Source organism: Pseudomonas sp. CM25, from assembly GCF_013179705.1.
Taxonomy (GTDB): Bacteria; Pseudomonadota; Gammaproteobacteria; order Pseudomonadales; family Pseudomonadaceae; genus Aquipseudomonas.
The window spans coordinates 1-16,943 of sequence record NZ_JABMCW010000102.1 but is presented as its reverse complement, the minus strand read 5'-3'; the positions used below and the strand labels follow the sequence as shown (position 1 = coordinate 16,943).

The 16,943-nt window shown below is 60.4% G+C and carries 14 protein-coding genes and 2 pseudogenes; 6 read left to right on the top strand and 10 right to left on the bottom strand.

All coding sequences use genetic code 11. The features are described from left to right. Nucleotides 1–1,136, bottom strand: a 1,136-nt coding sequence (locus HP546_RS13295; RefSeq protein ID WP_172225677.1) for a PLP-dependent aminotransferase family protein, incomplete at its 3' end; no start/stop codon positions are given. Here HP546_RS13295 and HP546_RS13290 point away from each other — a divergent pair. After that, nucleotides 1,137–2,903, top strand: a complete 1,767-nt coding sequence (locus HP546_RS13290) for a M24 family metallopeptidase (RefSeq protein ID WP_172225674.1) — start codon at nucleotides 1,137–1,139, stop codon at nucleotides 2,901–2,903. A gap of 221 nt (nucleotides 2,904–3,124) precedes the next feature. After that, nucleotides 3,125–3,376 (top strand): hypothetical protein, encoded by a 252-nt coding sequence (locus HP546_RS13280; protein WP_172225644.1) that lies wholly within the window; start codon nucleotides 3,125–3,127, stop codon nucleotides 3,374–3,376. Between the two features lie 14 nt (nucleotides 3,377–3,390). On the opposite strand, the gene HP546_RS13275 is transcribed toward HP546_RS13280, so the two are convergent. The 5 genes from HP546_RS13275 to HP546_RS13255 form a co-directional block, all read right to left on the bottom strand. Continuing rightward, entirely contained in the window at nucleotides 3,391–3,699 is a 309-nt protein-coding gene (locus tag HP546_RS13275) for a chorismate mutase (protein ID WP_172225671.1), read from the bottom strand. 207 nt (nucleotides 3,700–3,906) lie between these two features. Further along, nucleotides 3,907–5,022, bottom strand: coding sequence for a hypothetical protein (locus HP546_RS13270; RefSeq protein ID WP_172225668.1), 1,116 nt, complete (start codon nucleotides 5,020–5,022; stop codon nucleotides 3,907–3,909). A gap of 42 nt (nucleotides 5,023–5,064) precedes the next feature. Continuing rightward, nucleotides 5,065–5,406 carry a hypothetical protein gene (locus HP546_RS13265; protein WP_172225665.1) on the bottom strand — a complete coding sequence of 114 codons (342 nt, stop codon included), beginning with the start codon at nucleotides 5,404–5,406 and terminating at the stop codon, nucleotides 5,065–5,067. Nucleotides 5,407–5,686: 280 nt separating this feature from the next. After that, nucleotides 5,687–6,046: a hypothetical protein gene (locus HP546_RS13260; RefSeq protein WP_172225662.1), complete on the bottom strand. Its 360-nt coding sequence runs from the start codon at nucleotides 6,044–6,046 to the stop codon at nucleotides 5,687–5,689. Between the two features lie 158 nt (nucleotides 6,047–6,204). Beyond that, nucleotides 6,205–6,699: a DUF1543 domain-containing protein gene (locus HP546_RS13255; protein WP_172225659.1), complete on the bottom strand. Its 495-nt coding sequence runs from the start codon at nucleotides 6,697–6,699 to the stop codon at nucleotides 6,205–6,207. A gap of 308 nt (nucleotides 6,700–7,007) precedes the next feature. On the opposite strand from HP546_RS13255, the gene HP546_RS13250 reads away from it, so the two are divergent. Then, the gene (locus HP546_RS13250; protein ID WP_218584512.1) at nucleotides 7,008–7,577 is read left to right on the top strand and encodes a TetR/AcrR family transcriptional regulator; all 570 of its coding nucleotides are present in this window, start codon (nucleotides 7,008–7,010) and stop codon (nucleotides 7,575–7,577) included. Nucleotides 7,578–7,631: 54 nt separating this feature from the next. Next, the gene (locus HP546_RS13245; protein ID WP_172225656.1) at nucleotides 7,632–8,108 is read left to right on the top strand and encodes a nuclear transport factor 2 family protein; all 477 of its coding nucleotides are present in this window, start codon (nucleotides 7,632–7,634) and stop codon (nucleotides 8,106–8,108) included. A gap of 343 nt (nucleotides 8,109–8,451) precedes the next feature. Here HP546_RS13245 and HP546_RS13240 read toward each other — a convergent pair. Further along, a pseudogene (locus tag HP546_RS13240) lies at nucleotides 8,452–8,947 on the bottom strand (helix-turn-helix domain-containing protein); the annotation flags it as partial. 340 nt (nucleotides 8,948–9,287) lie between these two features. Between HP546_RS13240 and HP546_RS13235 the strand changes: the two are divergent. Then, entirely contained in the window at nucleotides 9,288–10,124 is an 837-nt protein-coding gene (locus HP546_RS13235; RefSeq protein ID WP_172225654.1) for an RHS repeat-associated core domain-containing protein, read from the top strand. Nucleotides 10,125–10,585: 461 nt separating this feature from the next. After that, nucleotides 10,586–10,711: pseudogene (locus HP546_RS31385) on the top strand (IS630 family transposase); the annotation flags it as partial. 112 nt (nucleotides 10,712–10,823) lie between these two features. Here HP546_RS31385 and HP546_RS13230 read toward each other — a convergent pair. From HP546_RS13230 to bcsC, 3 genes are all read right to left on the bottom strand, one after another. Then, nucleotides 10,824–11,957: an aminotransferase class V-fold PLP-dependent enzyme gene (locus HP546_RS13230; protein WP_172225651.1), complete on the bottom strand. Its 1,134-nt coding sequence runs from the start codon at nucleotides 11,955–11,957 to the stop codon at nucleotides 10,824–10,826. A 233-nt stretch (nucleotides 11,958–12,190) separates the two neighbouring features. Further along, nucleotides 12,191–13,057: a 4-hydroxy-tetrahydrodipicolinate synthase gene (dapA, locus tag HP546_RS13225; protein WP_172225648.1), complete on the bottom strand. Its 867-nt coding sequence runs from the start codon at nucleotides 13,055–13,057 to the stop codon at nucleotides 12,191–12,193. Between the two features lie 296 nt (nucleotides 13,058–13,353). Beyond that, nucleotides 13,354–16,872, bottom strand: a complete 3,519-nt coding sequence (bcsC, locus tag HP546_RS13220) for a cellulose synthase complex outer membrane protein BcsC (protein ID WP_172225646.1) — start codon at nucleotides 16,870–16,872, stop codon at nucleotides 13,354–13,356. Nucleotides 16,873–16,943 lie beyond the last annotated feature (71 nt).

Sequence of the window (16,943 nt, the reverse complement as noted above, 5' to 3'; positions counted from 1 at the left end):
GCCAGCATCCGCTGCATCACCGCATCGCCCTGCCCCAGGTTCAGCGTCGCCCTGCGCTCCAGCACTTGTGTCACCTCTGCCGGCGCCACGATAAAGCTGCAACGGAACGTGCTGCCCAAGGCCTTGGACAGCGAGCCGATGTAGATCACATGCCGCTGCTGGCGGTCGCTGGCCAGCGGCAGATAGGGCCGCCCGACGACGTGATACTCATAGTCGTAGTCTTCTTCGACCACACAGAAGTCATGCTGGCGCGCCAGCTCCAGCAACCGCTGCCGGCGCCCGGCTGGCAGACTGACGGTGGTCGGGAACTGGTGATGGGGCGTGATGTACAGCATTCGCACCGGGTGCAGCCGGCATATCGCCTCCAGCTGATCGACCCGGCAGCCCTCATCGTCCAGCTCCACCGTCACCAGCCGAGCGCCCAGCTGACGAAAAATCTCCCACGCCGGCGGGTAGCTCAGGCGCTCGACCAGCACCACATCACCCGGCTTGAGCAACACACTGGCCACCAGGTGCAGCGACATCTGCATGCCCTGGGTCAGGCAGATATGTTCGACGCCAACGTTGAGGCCGCGATTGTGCCGCAGCATGTCGGCCAGCGCAGTGCGCAGGTAGCGGCTGCTGCAGTCGCTGCCATGGCGCACGCTGTTGCTGGCAAAGCTGCTGCGCAACGCATTGCGGTAGTAGCGATGCAGCACGGCCTGGGGTAGCAGGCGGTGGTCACAGGCGCCGTTGTCGATGAACAACGCACCTGGCCGCCCCTGCTGCGCGGCAGCCAGTTCATTGGCGGCGAAGTAGGCGACGGCAGGCGCCTCTGGCAGCGCCAAGGCAAAGGGCTGCGCGACACTGTGTTCGACCTGCGTGCCAGCCGCCAGCTGCTGGCTGACGAAGGTACCTCGGCGCTGCACGGTTTCCAGCCAGCCCTTGGTCTGCGCTTCCTCATAGGCAAGGATCACCGTCTTGCGATTGACGTTGAGCAGCCGCGCCATCTCGCGCGTGCCCGGCAATGGCGTGCCAGGGCGCAGGCGGCCCTCGCTGATCGCGGCCACCAGCCCCTCGACGATCTGCCTGTACGAAGCCTGCGGTTGCGCGCCATCGAGCTTGAGCAGCGGCGGCCATTTGCGAAGCTGGACCATGTGAATTATCCAAAACTGGAGGTTCTTCTGGTCCTGGACTATAGCAACAATCAAACCTCCATTTGCCCCGAGGTGCTCATGCAAAGCCGCCACGTCATTGAATTGTCGCCTTCGGGCAAAACCTTTGAAGCCAGCCAGGAACTGCTGCTCGACGCCATGCTCGCCAGCGGCCTGCCGGTGCCCTTCTCCTGCCGCCGCGGCGCCTGCGGCTCGTGCAAGGTCAAGGTGGTGGCTGGGCAGTACCAGGCCAGGCAACGCGATACAGACGCGCCCGCGCCGTGCTATCCACTGGCCGACGACGAGATGCTGCTGTGCCAGAGCCACGCTTGCAGTGACATGCGCCTGGAGATCCCGGGGTGGTCCCTGGAAACGCCCGTACTGCAAACCCAGGCGCAGGTGGTTGCCCAGCGCGAACTGAGCACCGATATCGTCGAACTGGTGCTGCAGCCTGCCCAGCCGCTGGAGGTGCGGGCGGGCCAGTACGTCAGGTTCCTGCTCGACAACGGCGACAGCCGCTGTTTCTCCATCGCCAACCTGCCAGCCCAGGACCAGGGGCAGCTGGTGTTCTACATCCGCAAGGTCAGTGGCGGCCTGTTCACGCATCACCTGCTGCCCACACTGCAGGCAGGCGACACACTGCAACTCGAAGGCCCCGTGGGTGCCTGCACCTGGCAGCATGATGACCAGCTCCCGGTGGTGCTGTTCGCCACCGGCACCGGTTACGCAGGCATCAAGCCCTTGCTGCTGACGGCGTTGGCCGGTGATGCGCAGGTCACCCTGTACTGGGGCGGTTCATCGCAGGCGGATTTCCATGACTGCGCTTTTCTCGACGAGGCCAGCCGTACGCACCCCAACTTCCGCTGGCACCGGGTTCTTTCGGCCGAGGCACGCGTGCAACAGGTGGCGCTGGCCCAGGCACACCGCTGGTCCGACATCCAGGTTTATGCTTGCGGCAACGCGACGATGATCAGCCAGGCCCGCGAGCTGTGCCTTGCAGCAGGCGTGCAGCCCCATCGTTTTGTCGCCGAGGCTTTTGTTTCCAGCGGCACTTCGCCGGCGGCCGCTGCTTTATCCAGCGCACTGCACCCCGAGCTGGAAAAGGTCGGCCCGCGTTACTCGCTGGACGGCATGCTGGCGGCGCGCGAGCAGTCGGTACGGGCAGTCGCCGCCATCGCCAGCCAGCTGCAGGTCGGCATGACCACCGCCCAGGCGCTGGAAATGGCCGCGCACACCTTGCAGGCCATGGGCGCTTCACATACCTGGCACCCGACCTACATCCGTTTTGGCGACGACACGGTCCGTACACCTCGGCAAGGCGTTGATTTGAAACGTGTATTACGTACCACAGATATCGTCGTGGTTGACGTTGGCCCGGTATGGGACGGCTACGAAGGCGACTATGGCGATACCTTCGTGTTTGGTGAGCACGACCTGCACCACGCCTGCGTCAAGGCGCTGCATGAAGTGTTCGACGAAACCCGCCAGGCCTGGGGCCGCGGGCTGACCGGACGGGAGCTGTATGACTTCGCCGAACGCAGCGCCCAGGCCAAAGGGTGGCAGCTTGAACGCAACCTGGCCGGCCACCGCATCGCCGATTTCCCGCATGTGCTGTATGGGCAGGACAAACTGGCCGAGGTGGAAATCGTCCCGAGCGAAGTGGTGTGGGTGCTGGAGATACAGCTGTGCCACCCAACCGAGCCGGTGGGGGCGTTTTTTGAAGACATCCTGATCGGCGATGGCAAGCGGGTCGTGAAACTGGCGGCCTGATCAACGCCTCAAGCGGCGCCGTGAAAACTGGCGGCTGGGAACAAAGGCAAATGGGTCGGGCAAAAAGCTCCACTCCGACTGAAATATATCTGGGCCATTAGGGTAAGGCCTCAAGCAGTTCCAGTTCCTGCTAGTGATCAAGGGTGGGTTAAACGTCATTATGTAATCAGCCCCTTGGGAGGCGAGATGGTGGGTGATTTTTTATTTCGCGAGGTATCAAAGTGAATACAGTTGACCCTGGATTGATTGCGCTGTTGATCCTTGCGCCCATCATTTTTTCTATTATCGTGCTGTTTTACATCGCACATAAATACACTGAGCACTTTGAGTCGCTTCTTCCGAACTGTACGTACGTGACCGGAAATAAAAAAATATTCCAGCATGCAGGCTTACTGGGCAAAGTCATGCTGTACCAGCGGCCACGACTGATAAATGGGCTAGTGGGCGAGCAAAAGCGGCGGGGCTTCCGATGAGCCCCGCGTTGTGATCAAGGTGCTGAAGGTTCGTTGGTCAGCTTCGCATGAGTGCTCAGTTCTTCAGTGATGAATGCCGAAATCATCGCCCGGTACACCTGCTCCACGACCTCAGCAGAGGCACCGCTTTCGTCAGCCATTTCACGAACCTTCCTTATTACTTGCTCAACCCGTGCAGGCGCACGTACATCATCGGAGGTTTTCTTGAAGGCCGCCGCTTGCGTGACGAGCCTTCCCCGTTTGGCGAGAAGCGAAACGAGGCTGCGGTCTATGTCATCGATGCCTTGGCGGACTTCGTCCAGAGAGGTGCAAAGTACATCCATTTTCTTGACTTCCTTATCATAAGCCTGCGATTGATTGAAGCAGGCAGTTGATGGTGATTCGGGGCTCTATCGTAGCCTCTGGTGGCCGTGAGTTAAGTGGAACCAAGGCATCGTTGAACGCACGTGTCAATGACTATCACAACGTCACTTTGGCTGTTCCATGCGTGCGCCTAACCGCATCAGGCAGCAATCGGCGGAAGCATCGGCTCACAGCATAACCCGCTCGCTATCCCCCAGAAAAACCGTCCCATGCATGAAAGTCTCTCGCTCATCGGCTGTGGTCAGGGCAAACTTTGCGATGTGGGTATGCGCGACCCTTCTCAGTTCTTCCCGCCACCGCTCACGCGTTTGCTCATCATCAATGTTGCGCCCATCAAGCACCTCGGGCGGATAGGCAGCTGCAAGGTCAACCGGTATGGCATGGAGCGTGCCGATGCGCGAACGCAGGTTCACGGTCGACAGCTCCACAATCAACCCGGTCGGCCCCTTGGCCATCAATTGCCTGAGAACCTTCAGCTTGTTTTTCGCCGAGAAGCTCGTCGCCTTGAGCAAACTGTTGTAGTAGGGCTTGAAGTAATTGATAAGGCCCGCTTCGACCAGCGACACAACTTCATGACGCTTCAGACGCACGCCCTGCAAGCGCTTGAAGTGTGCCAGGTCGGCGTGGTCGTCCGTCTGGGCATCGACGTTGAAATCGCCGCCATTGCTGACCACAGTGCGCCCGTGCTCGAAGCGATACAGCAACAGCAAAACCTCATGCTCGTAGAAGTTGGTGAGCGTGTCGGCAAGGATCCTCTGCAGGGTGCTGTGGCATTGCAGCCTGTCCAGCGCCGTGCGCGCACGGGTTCGGCCAATCCCCTGCCCCACGTAAAGCACCTCCATCGCGGTGTCTTCATCGGCAAGCTCATGTTCCGATGCGGCGATGATCACGCTAGCCGACATCATCTGCTTGCCACAGGGTGTGATAGCAACCATCGCAGCGCCATTTACCGCGATCGCGACATCCACGATCGGCACATCTGCGGGGATGGAGCTTTTTGGAATTTCGTAGACAAACGGCACCGCCACCATGCCCTGCGCACGGCGAACCAGGAAGTTGCCGGTTACGGTCCGGCCGCTGAGGCTGAAACTCTCCGGCTGCAGGTACACCCGGGGGCGGCGGACGATGAGGTAGATGTTGCAGTTCTGCAGCGCCGCAAGGTGTGCGGGCTCGTGCTTCACATTGTAGAGATCTGCGGGGGTGAGTATTGCAGGGTCGCTGGAGTACAGGTGGGCTGCGCCTTCCATGGAATACAAACGTTGCACATTGTTGATGTCGTTCATGGCATCCGGTCCTCAATTCCTTTGAGTGAGTTGCGTCAGCTCTCAATAGTCCAACTTAGCCTTCGTCTGCTGACAAGTCGCCAGCTGGCCGCGCACCTTTCCATACAGCGCTTTGGTCTCCATCGACTGCACTGCCTGGGTGTCGGCATAGTCCTTGCGGATGACGTCGAAGTCAGCCTTGGTTTTGGTCAGGTGTTCGACGCACTGGTTGATGGTTTGCCGGGTCAGCGTTCTGGTACCGCTGGCGTTTGGGGTGCCTTGCGGGCGGGCATCGAACGCTACGCTGATTGCGCCGATCTTGGTGCGGGCGGTCTTCTCTCTGTCCTCGCCGCAGCCTGTTAGTATCGATGCGATTGCAAGACCGAGTACACATTGCTTGATCAATGGAAATTCCTTTTAGTGGTTGATCGTCTGTAGCTCAAGTTCTGGTGAGCGAGTCATCCTAGCAGAGCCGGCCATGGAGTCTCGGTCCGTCGACCTACGTCCAGCTGCCACCCTTTTTGCTTGACGGCAAAATAAAGTGCAGCGCAGCAATTGTTGAAAATATCTGCATGCTGAAGATAGCTCCAGACCGCCCGCACAATTCACACTCCCTTGAAGAGAATTTTGACCGGCATCGACCCATTGCAAACGTTCGAGAATCGCTGCTTCTGCAATAGGCTAGCTATTCGGCAAGCTCGACGTAACTAGACTCGCCCCCACCCGTCGCACCTGATAACCATCCCCAAACAAAGTGAAGCGTCGTGCGGCCATGTTGGTCTAGGCCAATCTCACCGCGCGACCAGCCAGCGAGGATCTCATCCTCAGTGGTAATGCAGTGATAAAGAAGCTCGATGGTGTTGCGGCCTGTCACCCGCCCCACTTGAGAGCCCATGCGGATCCGGCCGCCTTGGTAAGTGCCGGTGATGGCCCCACCGTCGACGAGATAATGAAATACCGTTCCGTTGCCCGATAGCCCGTGGGTGTTGTTGGCGACGGTGAATCGACGGTTGTTCAACCGTTCGTGAATTTCGGAACTTGCCATAAGCCGCTTGCCCTTACCTGGAAATCCATTTCAGAACGCACAGCCTATATATAGATGGTTGGGGCTTCCATCTGAATGTCTGCTATGGGGTCGATAACAGACACCCACCTGCCCCACTCGCCCAGGTGCCCAGGTGCCCAGGTGCCCAGGTGCCCAGCCTAGGTAAGCACGATGTAAGCGTTGCGCTGCACGATCCCGGCATGTGGCCCCTCGACCAGATGCACATATCGGCCGCCGACCTGATCAATTGGCAAACAGTCATCAACATCCAGCACTGCATCGGTGTGGGCTTGAGCCCAATGCGGCAGGATCTGCCGCTTGCCTTTTGCCTTGGCCTCCCGCTTGTCCCTGGCCACGACCAACAGATAATGATGCGCTTCGCCGAAAGCCTGTGACTCGTAGCCACCCAGGTTGATGAAGTAAAGGCAAGGCGCATCCGGCAATGGCGCCAAGGTGCTGAATTCCACGCGCCAGCCCTCGACACCATCGATGGCCATCCACGCGTCGATGTGCATGCCCTTGGGGCTGCCAAACCAGCTGTCACGAAGCTCCGGGTAGGCTTGCTCCAGCGTGTCGGCCACGACGAAAGCGACGTCGTGCACTTCTATTTTTGCCCGAGGATGTTTACCGCCGAGCAGCACAACGAAAAGCATTCGATACCCCCGTCACCGTGTTCATTACCAGACAAGCCGGCTCCGGCAACTTTATCACCAACCTCCAGGCCAGCGCCGCATCTGCGGGAGCGTGCTGGCCGACTATTTGCGAACCGGGGGCCCAGGTCACTTTGTCAAAGATGACGGTGGTATAGGCGTTTACTGCAGGGTTGGTAGAAAGAGGATGGCTTGATAGGCCTGGCTTTCAGGGGGTACTGGCAATCTTCCGGGTGCCTGAGCCGCCAAGATTTCAACAAATGCTTGACCAGGGAGAACGATCGTTCTACCTTGGCCACATGGATAAGCCAATGACCGATACACGCGAAAAAATTCTGGCTACTGCCGAGAAGCTGATTTACGAAAACGGGATTCACGCCACTGGCATGGACCTCCTCGTAAAGACCTCGGGTGTAGCACGTAAAAGTATTTATCGCTATTTTGCGACCAAGGACGATGTAGCGGCAGCTGCGCTGAATGCACGCGATGTACGCTGGATGCAGTGGTTTCGTGGTGAATGCGAAAAAGCGCAAACTCCACAACAACGTATCCTGGGCATTTTTGATGTGCTCAAGCGTTGGTTTGAGTCTGACGGTTTTCGCGGATGTGCTTTCATCAACACCGCCGGGGAGATTGGCGACGCAAACGATCCCATTCGACAGATCGCAAAGCTGCATAAACAAAAGCTGCTTGACTATACCCTCGAACTGACCAGCGATTTAGGCGTCACAGATCCGATTGTTCTGGCCAGGCAATTGTTCGTGCTTATAGAGGGCACGATAACCGTGGCCCGCATAATGGGCGACTATACCGCGATCGATAGCGCGAAAGAAGTCGCCGAAATTTTGCTCAAAAAAGAAGTACAGCGCACACGCGCTTGAAGTTGCACGAAATGCTAACTCCACTGAACGATCCACATGATTGGAGGCACCCTCATGCCCAACGAACAAGCTCGCCCGCCACTTCCTCCCTTCACTCGCGAATCAGCGATTGAAAAAGTCCGACTTGCTGAGGATGGTTGGAATTCCCGCGCTCCCGAAAAAGTTGCGCTCGCCTACACGCTGGATACCCAATGGCGTAACCGTGCCGAGTTTGCCACCAATCGCGAAGAGGCCCAGGCATTCCTCACTCGCAAGTGGAAAAAAGAGCTGGACTACCGGCTGATCAAAGAGCTCTGGGCCTTCACCGACAACCGCATCGCCGTCCGTTACGCCTACGAGTGGCACGACGATTCGGGTAACTGGTTCCGCTCCTATGGCAATGAAAACTGGGAATTCGAAGCGGATGGCTTGATGCACCGCCGGTTCGCCTGCATCAACGATATGCCTATCAAGGAAAGCGAGCGCAAGTTCCACTGGCCACTGGGTCGCCGACCAGACGATCACCCAGGCCTGACTGAACTGGGGCTGTAAGGCATGCTGGACCTGATGCTGTTTACACAAAGCATCAGGTCTTACCGGGGCACGTACTCGGCACCTATCCGTTGAACCTGACAACATTGCAAAGCACCTTGATATCACTATAATTGCGATCAATTCTTATCCGCACTTATAATCAGGAAGATCCAGGTGCCCTACCCGCTGCCGCCCGCATCTCCCGGCAGGATGACATGCATGCCCTGTATCGCGACCACAGCCAATGGCTGCAGGGCTGAATTCGCCGGCGCCGCAAGTTCACCGTGGGCGGCAATGCCTACTGGCAAAGCTCGACGTTCTTCAAGCCAAGCGACGAGGACTGGTACGCAATCGATGACCCGGGATTCAAGTACAGCCCGACGATGTCGTGAACCTTTTCGAAAAACAACGGATCGGTGGAACGCTTGAAGGTTTTTTCCAGATGCGGCTTGATCCCGAACGCGTGCCAGATACGCATGACGCTGGCAGGAGAAAGGCCTGTCTCGCGGCTCATGCGGCGAGTACTCGAGTGGCTGGAATCGTCGGGCTTACCTTGGAATACCTGATTGACTACTTGCTGAACCTGCTCAACCGAGATCGTGCGTGGCGGGCCAGAGCGGGGTTCATCGTTCAAACCCAACAATCCCAATTCAGCGAAACGTTGCCGCCACCGCGATACGATCCTTGGTGGTACCCAAGCGCTGAGCAATGTCATTGCCAGAATCGCCGGCTGCACAAGCGCGGATTATTTCGGCCCGCAGACGTGCATCTTGGGCGCCTTTGCGGAGCTGGACACGGCGTAGCGGCTCCGCACTTTCAGTTTCAGATAGGGTAGTGACAGTCGCTGGTCGGCCCATGTCGATACACAACGCTTGAAGAGTAGGGCTCTACCGAGCTATGCCAAATTTTCAGTGGTATTTCTGAAACACCACACTAGCTTGTTCCATGCTGTGTTTGCGGCATTTCTTTGGTGCAGAAACTGGTAATTCTGCCAGTTGACCAACACCTCAACCGCGATGCAGATTCGGAGGTGGGACTTAAAAGGCATGTTTCCAAGCGGGGTCCGCAACCCCCATATCAAACACTAATCAAACCTTATGAATCACCACTTAAGGCTGCACCCTAAAAACAAAAGCATTTGAACCGCCAAATGAAAAACCAATACACCCCACCCTTTAGACCCCAAGAAGAACAGCCATGAAACCAGACTGCCGACATACTTCTCTCACCACATTTACCAACTATACCGTCTACGGCCATAGCAAACTGCCTTCTCAACGCACTTTCAAGATTGGCTTTAACGGAGCATTGCTCAATCCCCTGGCAAATTTATATCATTTGGGAAACGGTCATCGTGAGTACAGCCCTCTATTGATGAGATTTACCAGCCCAGATCGTTTCAGCCCTTTTGGAGCCGGCGGGGTAAACACGTACGCCTATTGCTCCGGAGATCCAGTCAACCGTGTCGACCCGACAGGAACGGTTAGCCTATGGAGTAGAATCAAGGGCTTTTTTGGGGGGCGACGTAACCGGTCAGACATAGCGCATTCCAGGGTTAACGCCGAGCCTATAACTACCGTTAGTCCTGTGCCTAGTAGGCAAGAACAACAAAGGGGCGCCTTCAGATTTTTAACGGAAATAGAGCCCATGTATCCAGAAATATTTGACAACATAGTGAACCACCTATCGCCAGGGGACTTGCAAAATGCCGCCTCTATAAATCAAATGGACGTTTGGGCAGACAAACATTCCATGAGTAGGTATCTGGATTATTTCGACGCAATCTCCAAAGGGCAAAAAGTAGATTATAGAAACGACGGAAGACTAAACAACACGGACGTATTCAACCTTCAATATCTGCAAGACCAATTGCTAAAAACCGAACTCCCCTTAAAAGGTTTCACCAGCTTCATTGATGAACCCCGGCATCAAGCACGATCTCAAGTCAAGGACTTGACAAAACACGCTGGATATATGCGCCGGTATTTGGAACTACCAAGCTCTAAGCAATATTATCTTTTGGAAAGATTTTGAAAAGGCATTGAATGATGGCGCGAAAAGTTTAAATACGCGCACAGGCGCGGGCGCTGCCCGCCGGTCAAGAGTGGTAATTTTCGACCAACTTAGAGAGTCCGGGGCTCTGGATAGCAGGGCCTCGGAAACAGCCAGGATTAGTTCTTCCCTGCCTCTTCACGGATGCAGACTCATTCTACCTATCCAGGCTGCGCGGGCACCCTACCCATTGGTCATTCGGATGCAAACGACGGTCGCTCGTTAAACCATGCCACCGCACTGCGTGTTCGACGAAAAACCCAAGTCGTAGGTGATGGCCAGCTCTATCGCGCCCTCACCGCCAACGTAATCGAAACTGCCATCGCGCATGTCGACAAGTGATCTTGGCAGGCTTCCTGCATCCGACGCACAATCTGGGGCAGGCAATAGGGCCCCAGGTCTTCAAAGCACCCGACTAACAGTTCTCCGACACACTCGCCAGCATTGAAGCTTCGATTGAGAATTATCTGGAAACTTACAACCAGAGTCCGAAACCGTTTCGGTGGCATAACAAGGTAGAAGATATTCTCGCCTCAGTCGCTCGTACAGCACGAGCGCTGGGCAAGTGATTTTTCAGTGGTACTTCTGAAACACCACACTATTTGCCGCCGGGACAAGACTCAGCGCCCATGGGATCAAGCGCCGCCCGCGCGGCGCTTGATCCCAAAGATGGTGAACAGCCTAAGGCGCCATCACTTCGTCCAGAGCCTGCTCAAGGGTGCTGACCGTACGCTCGATGTTGTGCAGCTTTTCGAGGCCGAACAGCCCGATGCGGAAGGTCTGGAAATCGGCCGGCTCATCACACTGCAACGGCACACCCGCCGCTATCTGCAGGCCATGCTCGACAAATTTCCTACCGCTCTTGATGTCGGCATCATCGGTGTAGCTGACCACCACGCCCGGGGCCTGGAAGCCGGCGGCGGCGACACTGTTGATGCCTTTGCCGGTCAACATGGCGCGCACCCGGTCGCCCAGCAGCTGTTGTTCGCTGCGCAGCTTGTCGAACCCGTAGGCCTGCATCTCGTTCATCACTTCGTTGAACCGTGCCAGAGAATCGCTGGGCATTGTGGCGTGGTAGGCATGCCCGCCCTGTTCATAGGCCTGCATGATCTGCAGCCACTTTTTCAGGTCGCAGGCAAAGCTGCTGCTTTGCGTATGCCCGATGCGCTCGACAGCCAAGGTACTGAGCATCACCAGGGCGCAGCAAGGGGATGCGCTCCAGCCTTTCTGGGGTGCGCTGATCAGCAGGTCGACTGCGCACTTGTGCATATCGACCCAGACGGTTCCCGAGGCGATGCAGTCGAGCACGAACAAGCCCCCCACCGCGTGCACGGCATCGCCGACAGCGCGCAGGTAAGCGTCGGGCAGGATGATCCCGGATGAGGTTTCAACGTGGGGGGCGAAGACAATTTGCGGCCGGTGCGCCTGAATGGCCGCCAGCACTTCGTCCAGCGGGGGTGGCGCGTAGGCAGCCTGGCGACCGCTTTCGACCGGCCGGGCTTTAAGTACGGTGGTGGCCGCCGGGATGTTGCCCGTTTCGAGGATCTGGCTCCAGCGATAGCTGAACCAGCCGTTGCGGATCACCAGGCATTGCTGGCCGGTGGCAAACTGCCGCGCCACCGCTTCCATGCCAAATGTACCGCTGCCCGGCACTACCGCAACAGCCTGGGCGTTGTAGACCTGTTTCAGGGTCGTGGAGATGTTCTTCATCACGCCTTGAAATGCCTGCGACATGTGGTTGAGCGAGCGGTCGGTGTAGACCACCGAGTACTCGACCAGCCCCTCAGGGTCAATACTGGGATAGAGCTTTGACATGGGTGACTCCTTGGCAGAGATGTCCGTGTTAACGACCCTGCCCTAAGCATGGGCAAATGACAAGATTGATCGGGGCTGGCTTTGGGGCGCATCAGGGCTGACGAGTGCTGGCCGCAAGAAATGCAGCGCCTATGAGACCGGGCGCCGCCCGCGCGGCGCTTCGCAGCACAAGGCTGCTCATTTGTTGCAACGTGGCCATGCCTGTAGAAGCGGCGTTGCCTGCCCTGGTCGCTTCAAGCACCGAGCGAATCCAGCACGGCCTGCAGCTTGCCCCGGGTGAATGGCGTGCAGGCCTGCATGGGCTCGCGCAGCTCGTCACTGATCAAGTCTTGCAGGTGCAAGGCCGCCTTGATCACCGCCGGATTGGGCTCGGCGAAGGCCAGCCTGATCCACGGCAGAATCTGATAGAACGTGCCGCGCGCGGCCAGCCAGTTGCCACCTTCGACCTGCTGCAGCATGCGTACATACAGGTCTGCGCGCACCTGCGCCGAAGCCGAAATGGCCCCTGCACCGCCCAGGCACAGGTTGTTGAAGATCTGCAGGTCTTCGCCAGCCAGCACCTGGGCGTGGCCGTCCTCGATCAGGGCCAGGGTGGTTTCGCTGTCGCCGCTGCAATCCTTGACGGCGGCAATGCGCGGGTGGCGCACGATACGGCGCAAGGTTTCCCGCTCGATGCGCACGCCGGTGCGGTAAGGGATGTCGTAGACGATCAGCGGTACGCTGGCGGCATCCGCCACCGTGTTGAAAAAGCCCTCGATGCCGGCTTGCGACGGGCGGATGTAGCACGGTGCGGGCACCAGCAGCCCGCCGATCTGGCGCTGCTGGATTTGCGCCTGGAAGGCCAGCAGTTCACCCAGGTTGTACCCCGACAGGCCCATCACCACCCTGCCCGGCTCCACCCAGGCCAGCACGGCATCCAGCACGGCCAGCTGCTCGGCCTTGGACAGCGCGGCCGCTTCCCCCGTGGTACCGCACACCACAAAACCGGAGACGCCGTCTTCGAGCAGCTTGTTCACCAGCTTTTCCAGCGCGACAAAGTCGACTTCATTGCCGCGCAATGGCGTGACCAGGGCGATCCAGATACCACGGAAATTCGACATGCAAAAACTCCTGATGTTGACCGATAGTCAGCGTCAGCAGGGCGAAGAGAGGAAGTGGTCTGGCAGGGATACCTGGCGCCTTCTGTCTCGTCAGCCCACCTGACGAGACAGCGCGCCTCGGTCAGATGAGCGGCTGTTTCTTGGATTTCTTGGCAACGGCAACGCACGCGTCTGCCTGGGCGATAAAGCCCGAAGCGGAAATGGCGTGGTTGGTCATGGACATGCTGGAAAGCCCGTTGCGTGGGTATGGCTGGATAATGGTGGGGCGGTGTGCCCGGTGTCAACCTTCCAGTCAATCACCGCCACTCGCTATAGGGCTCCAGCGGTGTCACCGGCAGCGCCAGGTTGCCGCGCCACGGCTCGAACAGGTAGCGCAGGTAAAGCATGCCATGGCTGGGCGCATAGTCATCGCTGTGCTGCCAGTCGAAACCGCCGCCCAGCACCCAATGGTCACTCAGGCGCCGTTCGAACAGGCCGCGCAGGCGATAGCCCAAGCCGCTGCTGTCACTGGCTTCAGTCATGGCGTCGAGGTTGGAGTCGACAGCATACTGCGCCAGCACCTTGCGGTTGAGGTGTACGTCCGGGTACAGCCGGCTGCTGGCACTGTGGGCCTGGGACCAGCTGACGGACCCTTCCAGCAACAGTGACCAGTCGTAGTTGCGCCAGGCATTGCTGACCGGCACACCCACCGAGGTATAGCGCTGCGGGCTGTAGTAGCCGCCCTGCCCCAGGCTGTAGCCGCCCAGGTCCTTGTCGTGGCGCCAGTGCATCAGCGTCAGGCCGACACGCACGCGCTCGTCGGCCTTTTCCACCACGCGGTGGTAATAACCGGCCATGGCCCGCGTGCGTTGGTTGTCAGCAACGTTCTGGCCGTACAGCCAATGGTGCCCAAGGCTGGCCCAGACCCCGTTGTCGCCGCCCTGGTCCCAGCTCAGGCCGAGCGTGGCGCCGTTGGCCGTGACCCCGCCCCAGCGCACACCTGTCGGGCGGTCACGGGCGCCGGCGAACGACAGCAGCGAGTTGCTCATGGGCCGCCGCGAAGCGGTCAGCGACCAGCCGACCTGGCCGAGGTCGCCGTTGAGCGTCGCGCCCCCCAGCCAGTTGTTGATCGCGTAGCCCTGGGTGGTGCCCAGGTCGAGCGCCCAACGGCTGCCCTGCCAACCCAGCGCCAGGACACTGCCGTCAGCGCTTTGCGAACCGCCCTCGCAGGCGGGCAGCGCCTTGCCGTCAGCGCTGCTGCCGACAAACTGGCAACTGCCGAAATCCGGGGTGTAGCGCCCCTGCGCGTTCTGCTCGAACGCGCCCGCATCCATGCCGATGCGCTCGACCCGCGCAAAGGCGGTGCCGTCCTGCCAGGGGGTATCCACATGCAGCAAGGTCGAGTGGGTGCTCAGTTGCGACGTGCCCGGAGTACCGTCATCCTCGCGCCAGCCGTAGTCGTGCATCAGGGTCACGTGGGTGTTGCGCTGGCGGTACAACGCATCCACATCACTGCGCAGGCTGCGCGCCAGCCAGTCGTCGCTGGCTTGCTCACGGCTGGCAAGCGTCAGTGCCTGGTCATCCCGCGGCGCTGCGCCAGCACGATCCAGCAGCTGTGCATCGGCCATCGCTGCGGCATACAGGTCCAGCGCCCGCTGCGGGTCGGTCTGCGCTACCAGGCGCGCTGCATCGCGTCGCAGCAGTGGGTCGGGGCGAGGCGACTGCGCGGCAAGCTGATCAAGCTGCCTGGCCGCCTGGTCGTGTTCGCCCAGGGCAACCCAGACCGCTGCCAGGCGCCGCTGGCCGTTGTTGTCATCGGCGGCCAACCGGGGCACCTGCACCCCCAGCATGTGCCGGGCCTGTGCCAGGTTGCCTTCGGCCACCGCGCTTTCGATCACCCCAAGACGCGCTTCGGGTCGCCCGGGTTGCACGGCAAGCACTCGCCAGTAATAGTCGCGCGCCTTCCCTGGTTCCCCGCGCGCGGCTGCCCAGTCGGCCAACAGCATCAGGTCGTCGGGGCCGCCCTCACCCCGCGCCAGGCCGGCTTCGAGCAGGGTTGTGGCCTCGGCACCGCGGCCCTGTGCCTGCAACTGCTGCGCCGAGGCCAGGGTCAGGCGCCGCTGGATACGCTGCTGCAGCGCGTGCATGTCAGCGTTCCAGGCTGCCGGCGGCACCGCCGCGAGGCTATCGAGGGCCAGGGCATCGCGGTCGCTGGACTCCAGGAACAGGCCATGGGCGTAGCGCGTGGCCGGGTCGCCAGGCTGCTGCCGGACCAGCCTGGCGAAAGCCGCATCGGCCTCGGCGCTGCGCCCCTGCTGACGCAGGCTGTTGGCCAACTGGTAGACCAGCCAGGGCTCATCGGGGGCCAAGCTCGCAGCCTGGGCCAGGGCCTGGCTGGCGGTGGCCCAGTCTTCGCGCTGCAAGGCTGCTTCCCCTTGCTGCCTCAACCGCGCGAGCTGCAGGTTGCGACGCAGGCTGGCGAACTGCACTTGCTGGCGTGGTGGCAGGCTGTCCAGGTACGCCTGCGCCTTGTCGGGTGACTGTGCCTGGTACACGCGCATCAAGCCGCGCACGGCGCTTTCGTTGTCCGGCGCCATGCGCCGTACCTGCAGGAACTGCCGCTCGGCGGCAGCGCCGTTGCCCTCGGCCAGCGCAACATCCGCCAGGCCCAGGAATGCGTACTCATCCTTTGGCCGCTGCTGACGCGCCTGCAGGTAAAACGCGCGTGCACCGCGCAAATCCTGCGCCTGCAATGCCCGTTCGCCCTTGTTCAGCAGTGCCCAGTACTGGCTGGACGACTCCAGGTCCTTCCACTGGCTGATCGAGTAGGTGTCCTGCTCCTTCGCGCTGGCCGCGCGGAACGCTGCATGGGCGTCTTCATAGCGGCCCTGACGCATCAGCGCGTAACCTAGTGCACCGTGCAGGCTGGCGTCATCCGGGTACTGGCGCAGCGCCCGGCGCAGCTGCGCTTCGGCTTCGGCGTTGCGCCCCTTGTCGACCAACGCCTTGCCGCGCTGGCCCGCCTGCCAAGCCGGGTCGGCCAGCAACGTGCGCTGCTGTTGCAGGGTCTGGCCGGCCTGCGCCAGCAGTGGCGAGGCCGGGTAGCGCTGGAGGAAGGCTTGCCAGGCCGCTGCGCTGGCAGTGCTGACCGACTGCCCAGCCAGGTAGTCGAACTCGCGCTGGGCAGCAGCATCCCGCGCGTTGGGGTCGCGGGCCAGCTCATCGAGCAGGGCCAGCGCTTCGCGGTCACGCTTTTCGGCAAACAGCCAGCCGGCCAGGGTCTGGCGCAACCCGGCGTTGCCGGGATACTGGCGGTCCAGTTGCTGCAACTGCCTGATCGCCGCCGGGCGCTGGCCTGGCAGGTTGCCGCGCACCCGCCAGTAGTCCAGCGCCAGCTCCAGGCTGGGTGGCTCGCCTGCGAACAACTGCTCGTACGCTGCCAGCGCCTCTGCGTTGCGCCCGGTAACGGCCAGCAGCCGCGCTTGCTGCAAGCGCCGCGCCGCTTCGGGCTGCTGCAGCTGGAGCAGGCGTGTGGCCTGGCGAGCCTGCAGGCTGCCGGGCGCCAAGGCGCTGAGCCTGGCCTGTAACTGTTCAGCCTGGGCGCTGTTCTTTTCGCGTAGCGCCAGGCCCAAGGCCGCCAGCAGCACATCGGGGTTGCGCGGTTCCAGCAACTGCAGACGGCCGAGCGCATCGCGCACCAGGTCGTCACGGTGCAGCGCTTCGCCGCGGCGAACCTGCTCCAGCAGCCACTGGCGCTGCTCGCTGGCATCCTTCGGTTGGCCGAGGGCCTGGCAGCTGATCGCCGCCAGCATCAGCACGCCGATTACTCGCTGCATGACGGGCTCCAGGCGGGCAACAGGCGGCCGTCGGCGGCAAAGCGATAACGGCCTTGGTCATAGCCCTGGCC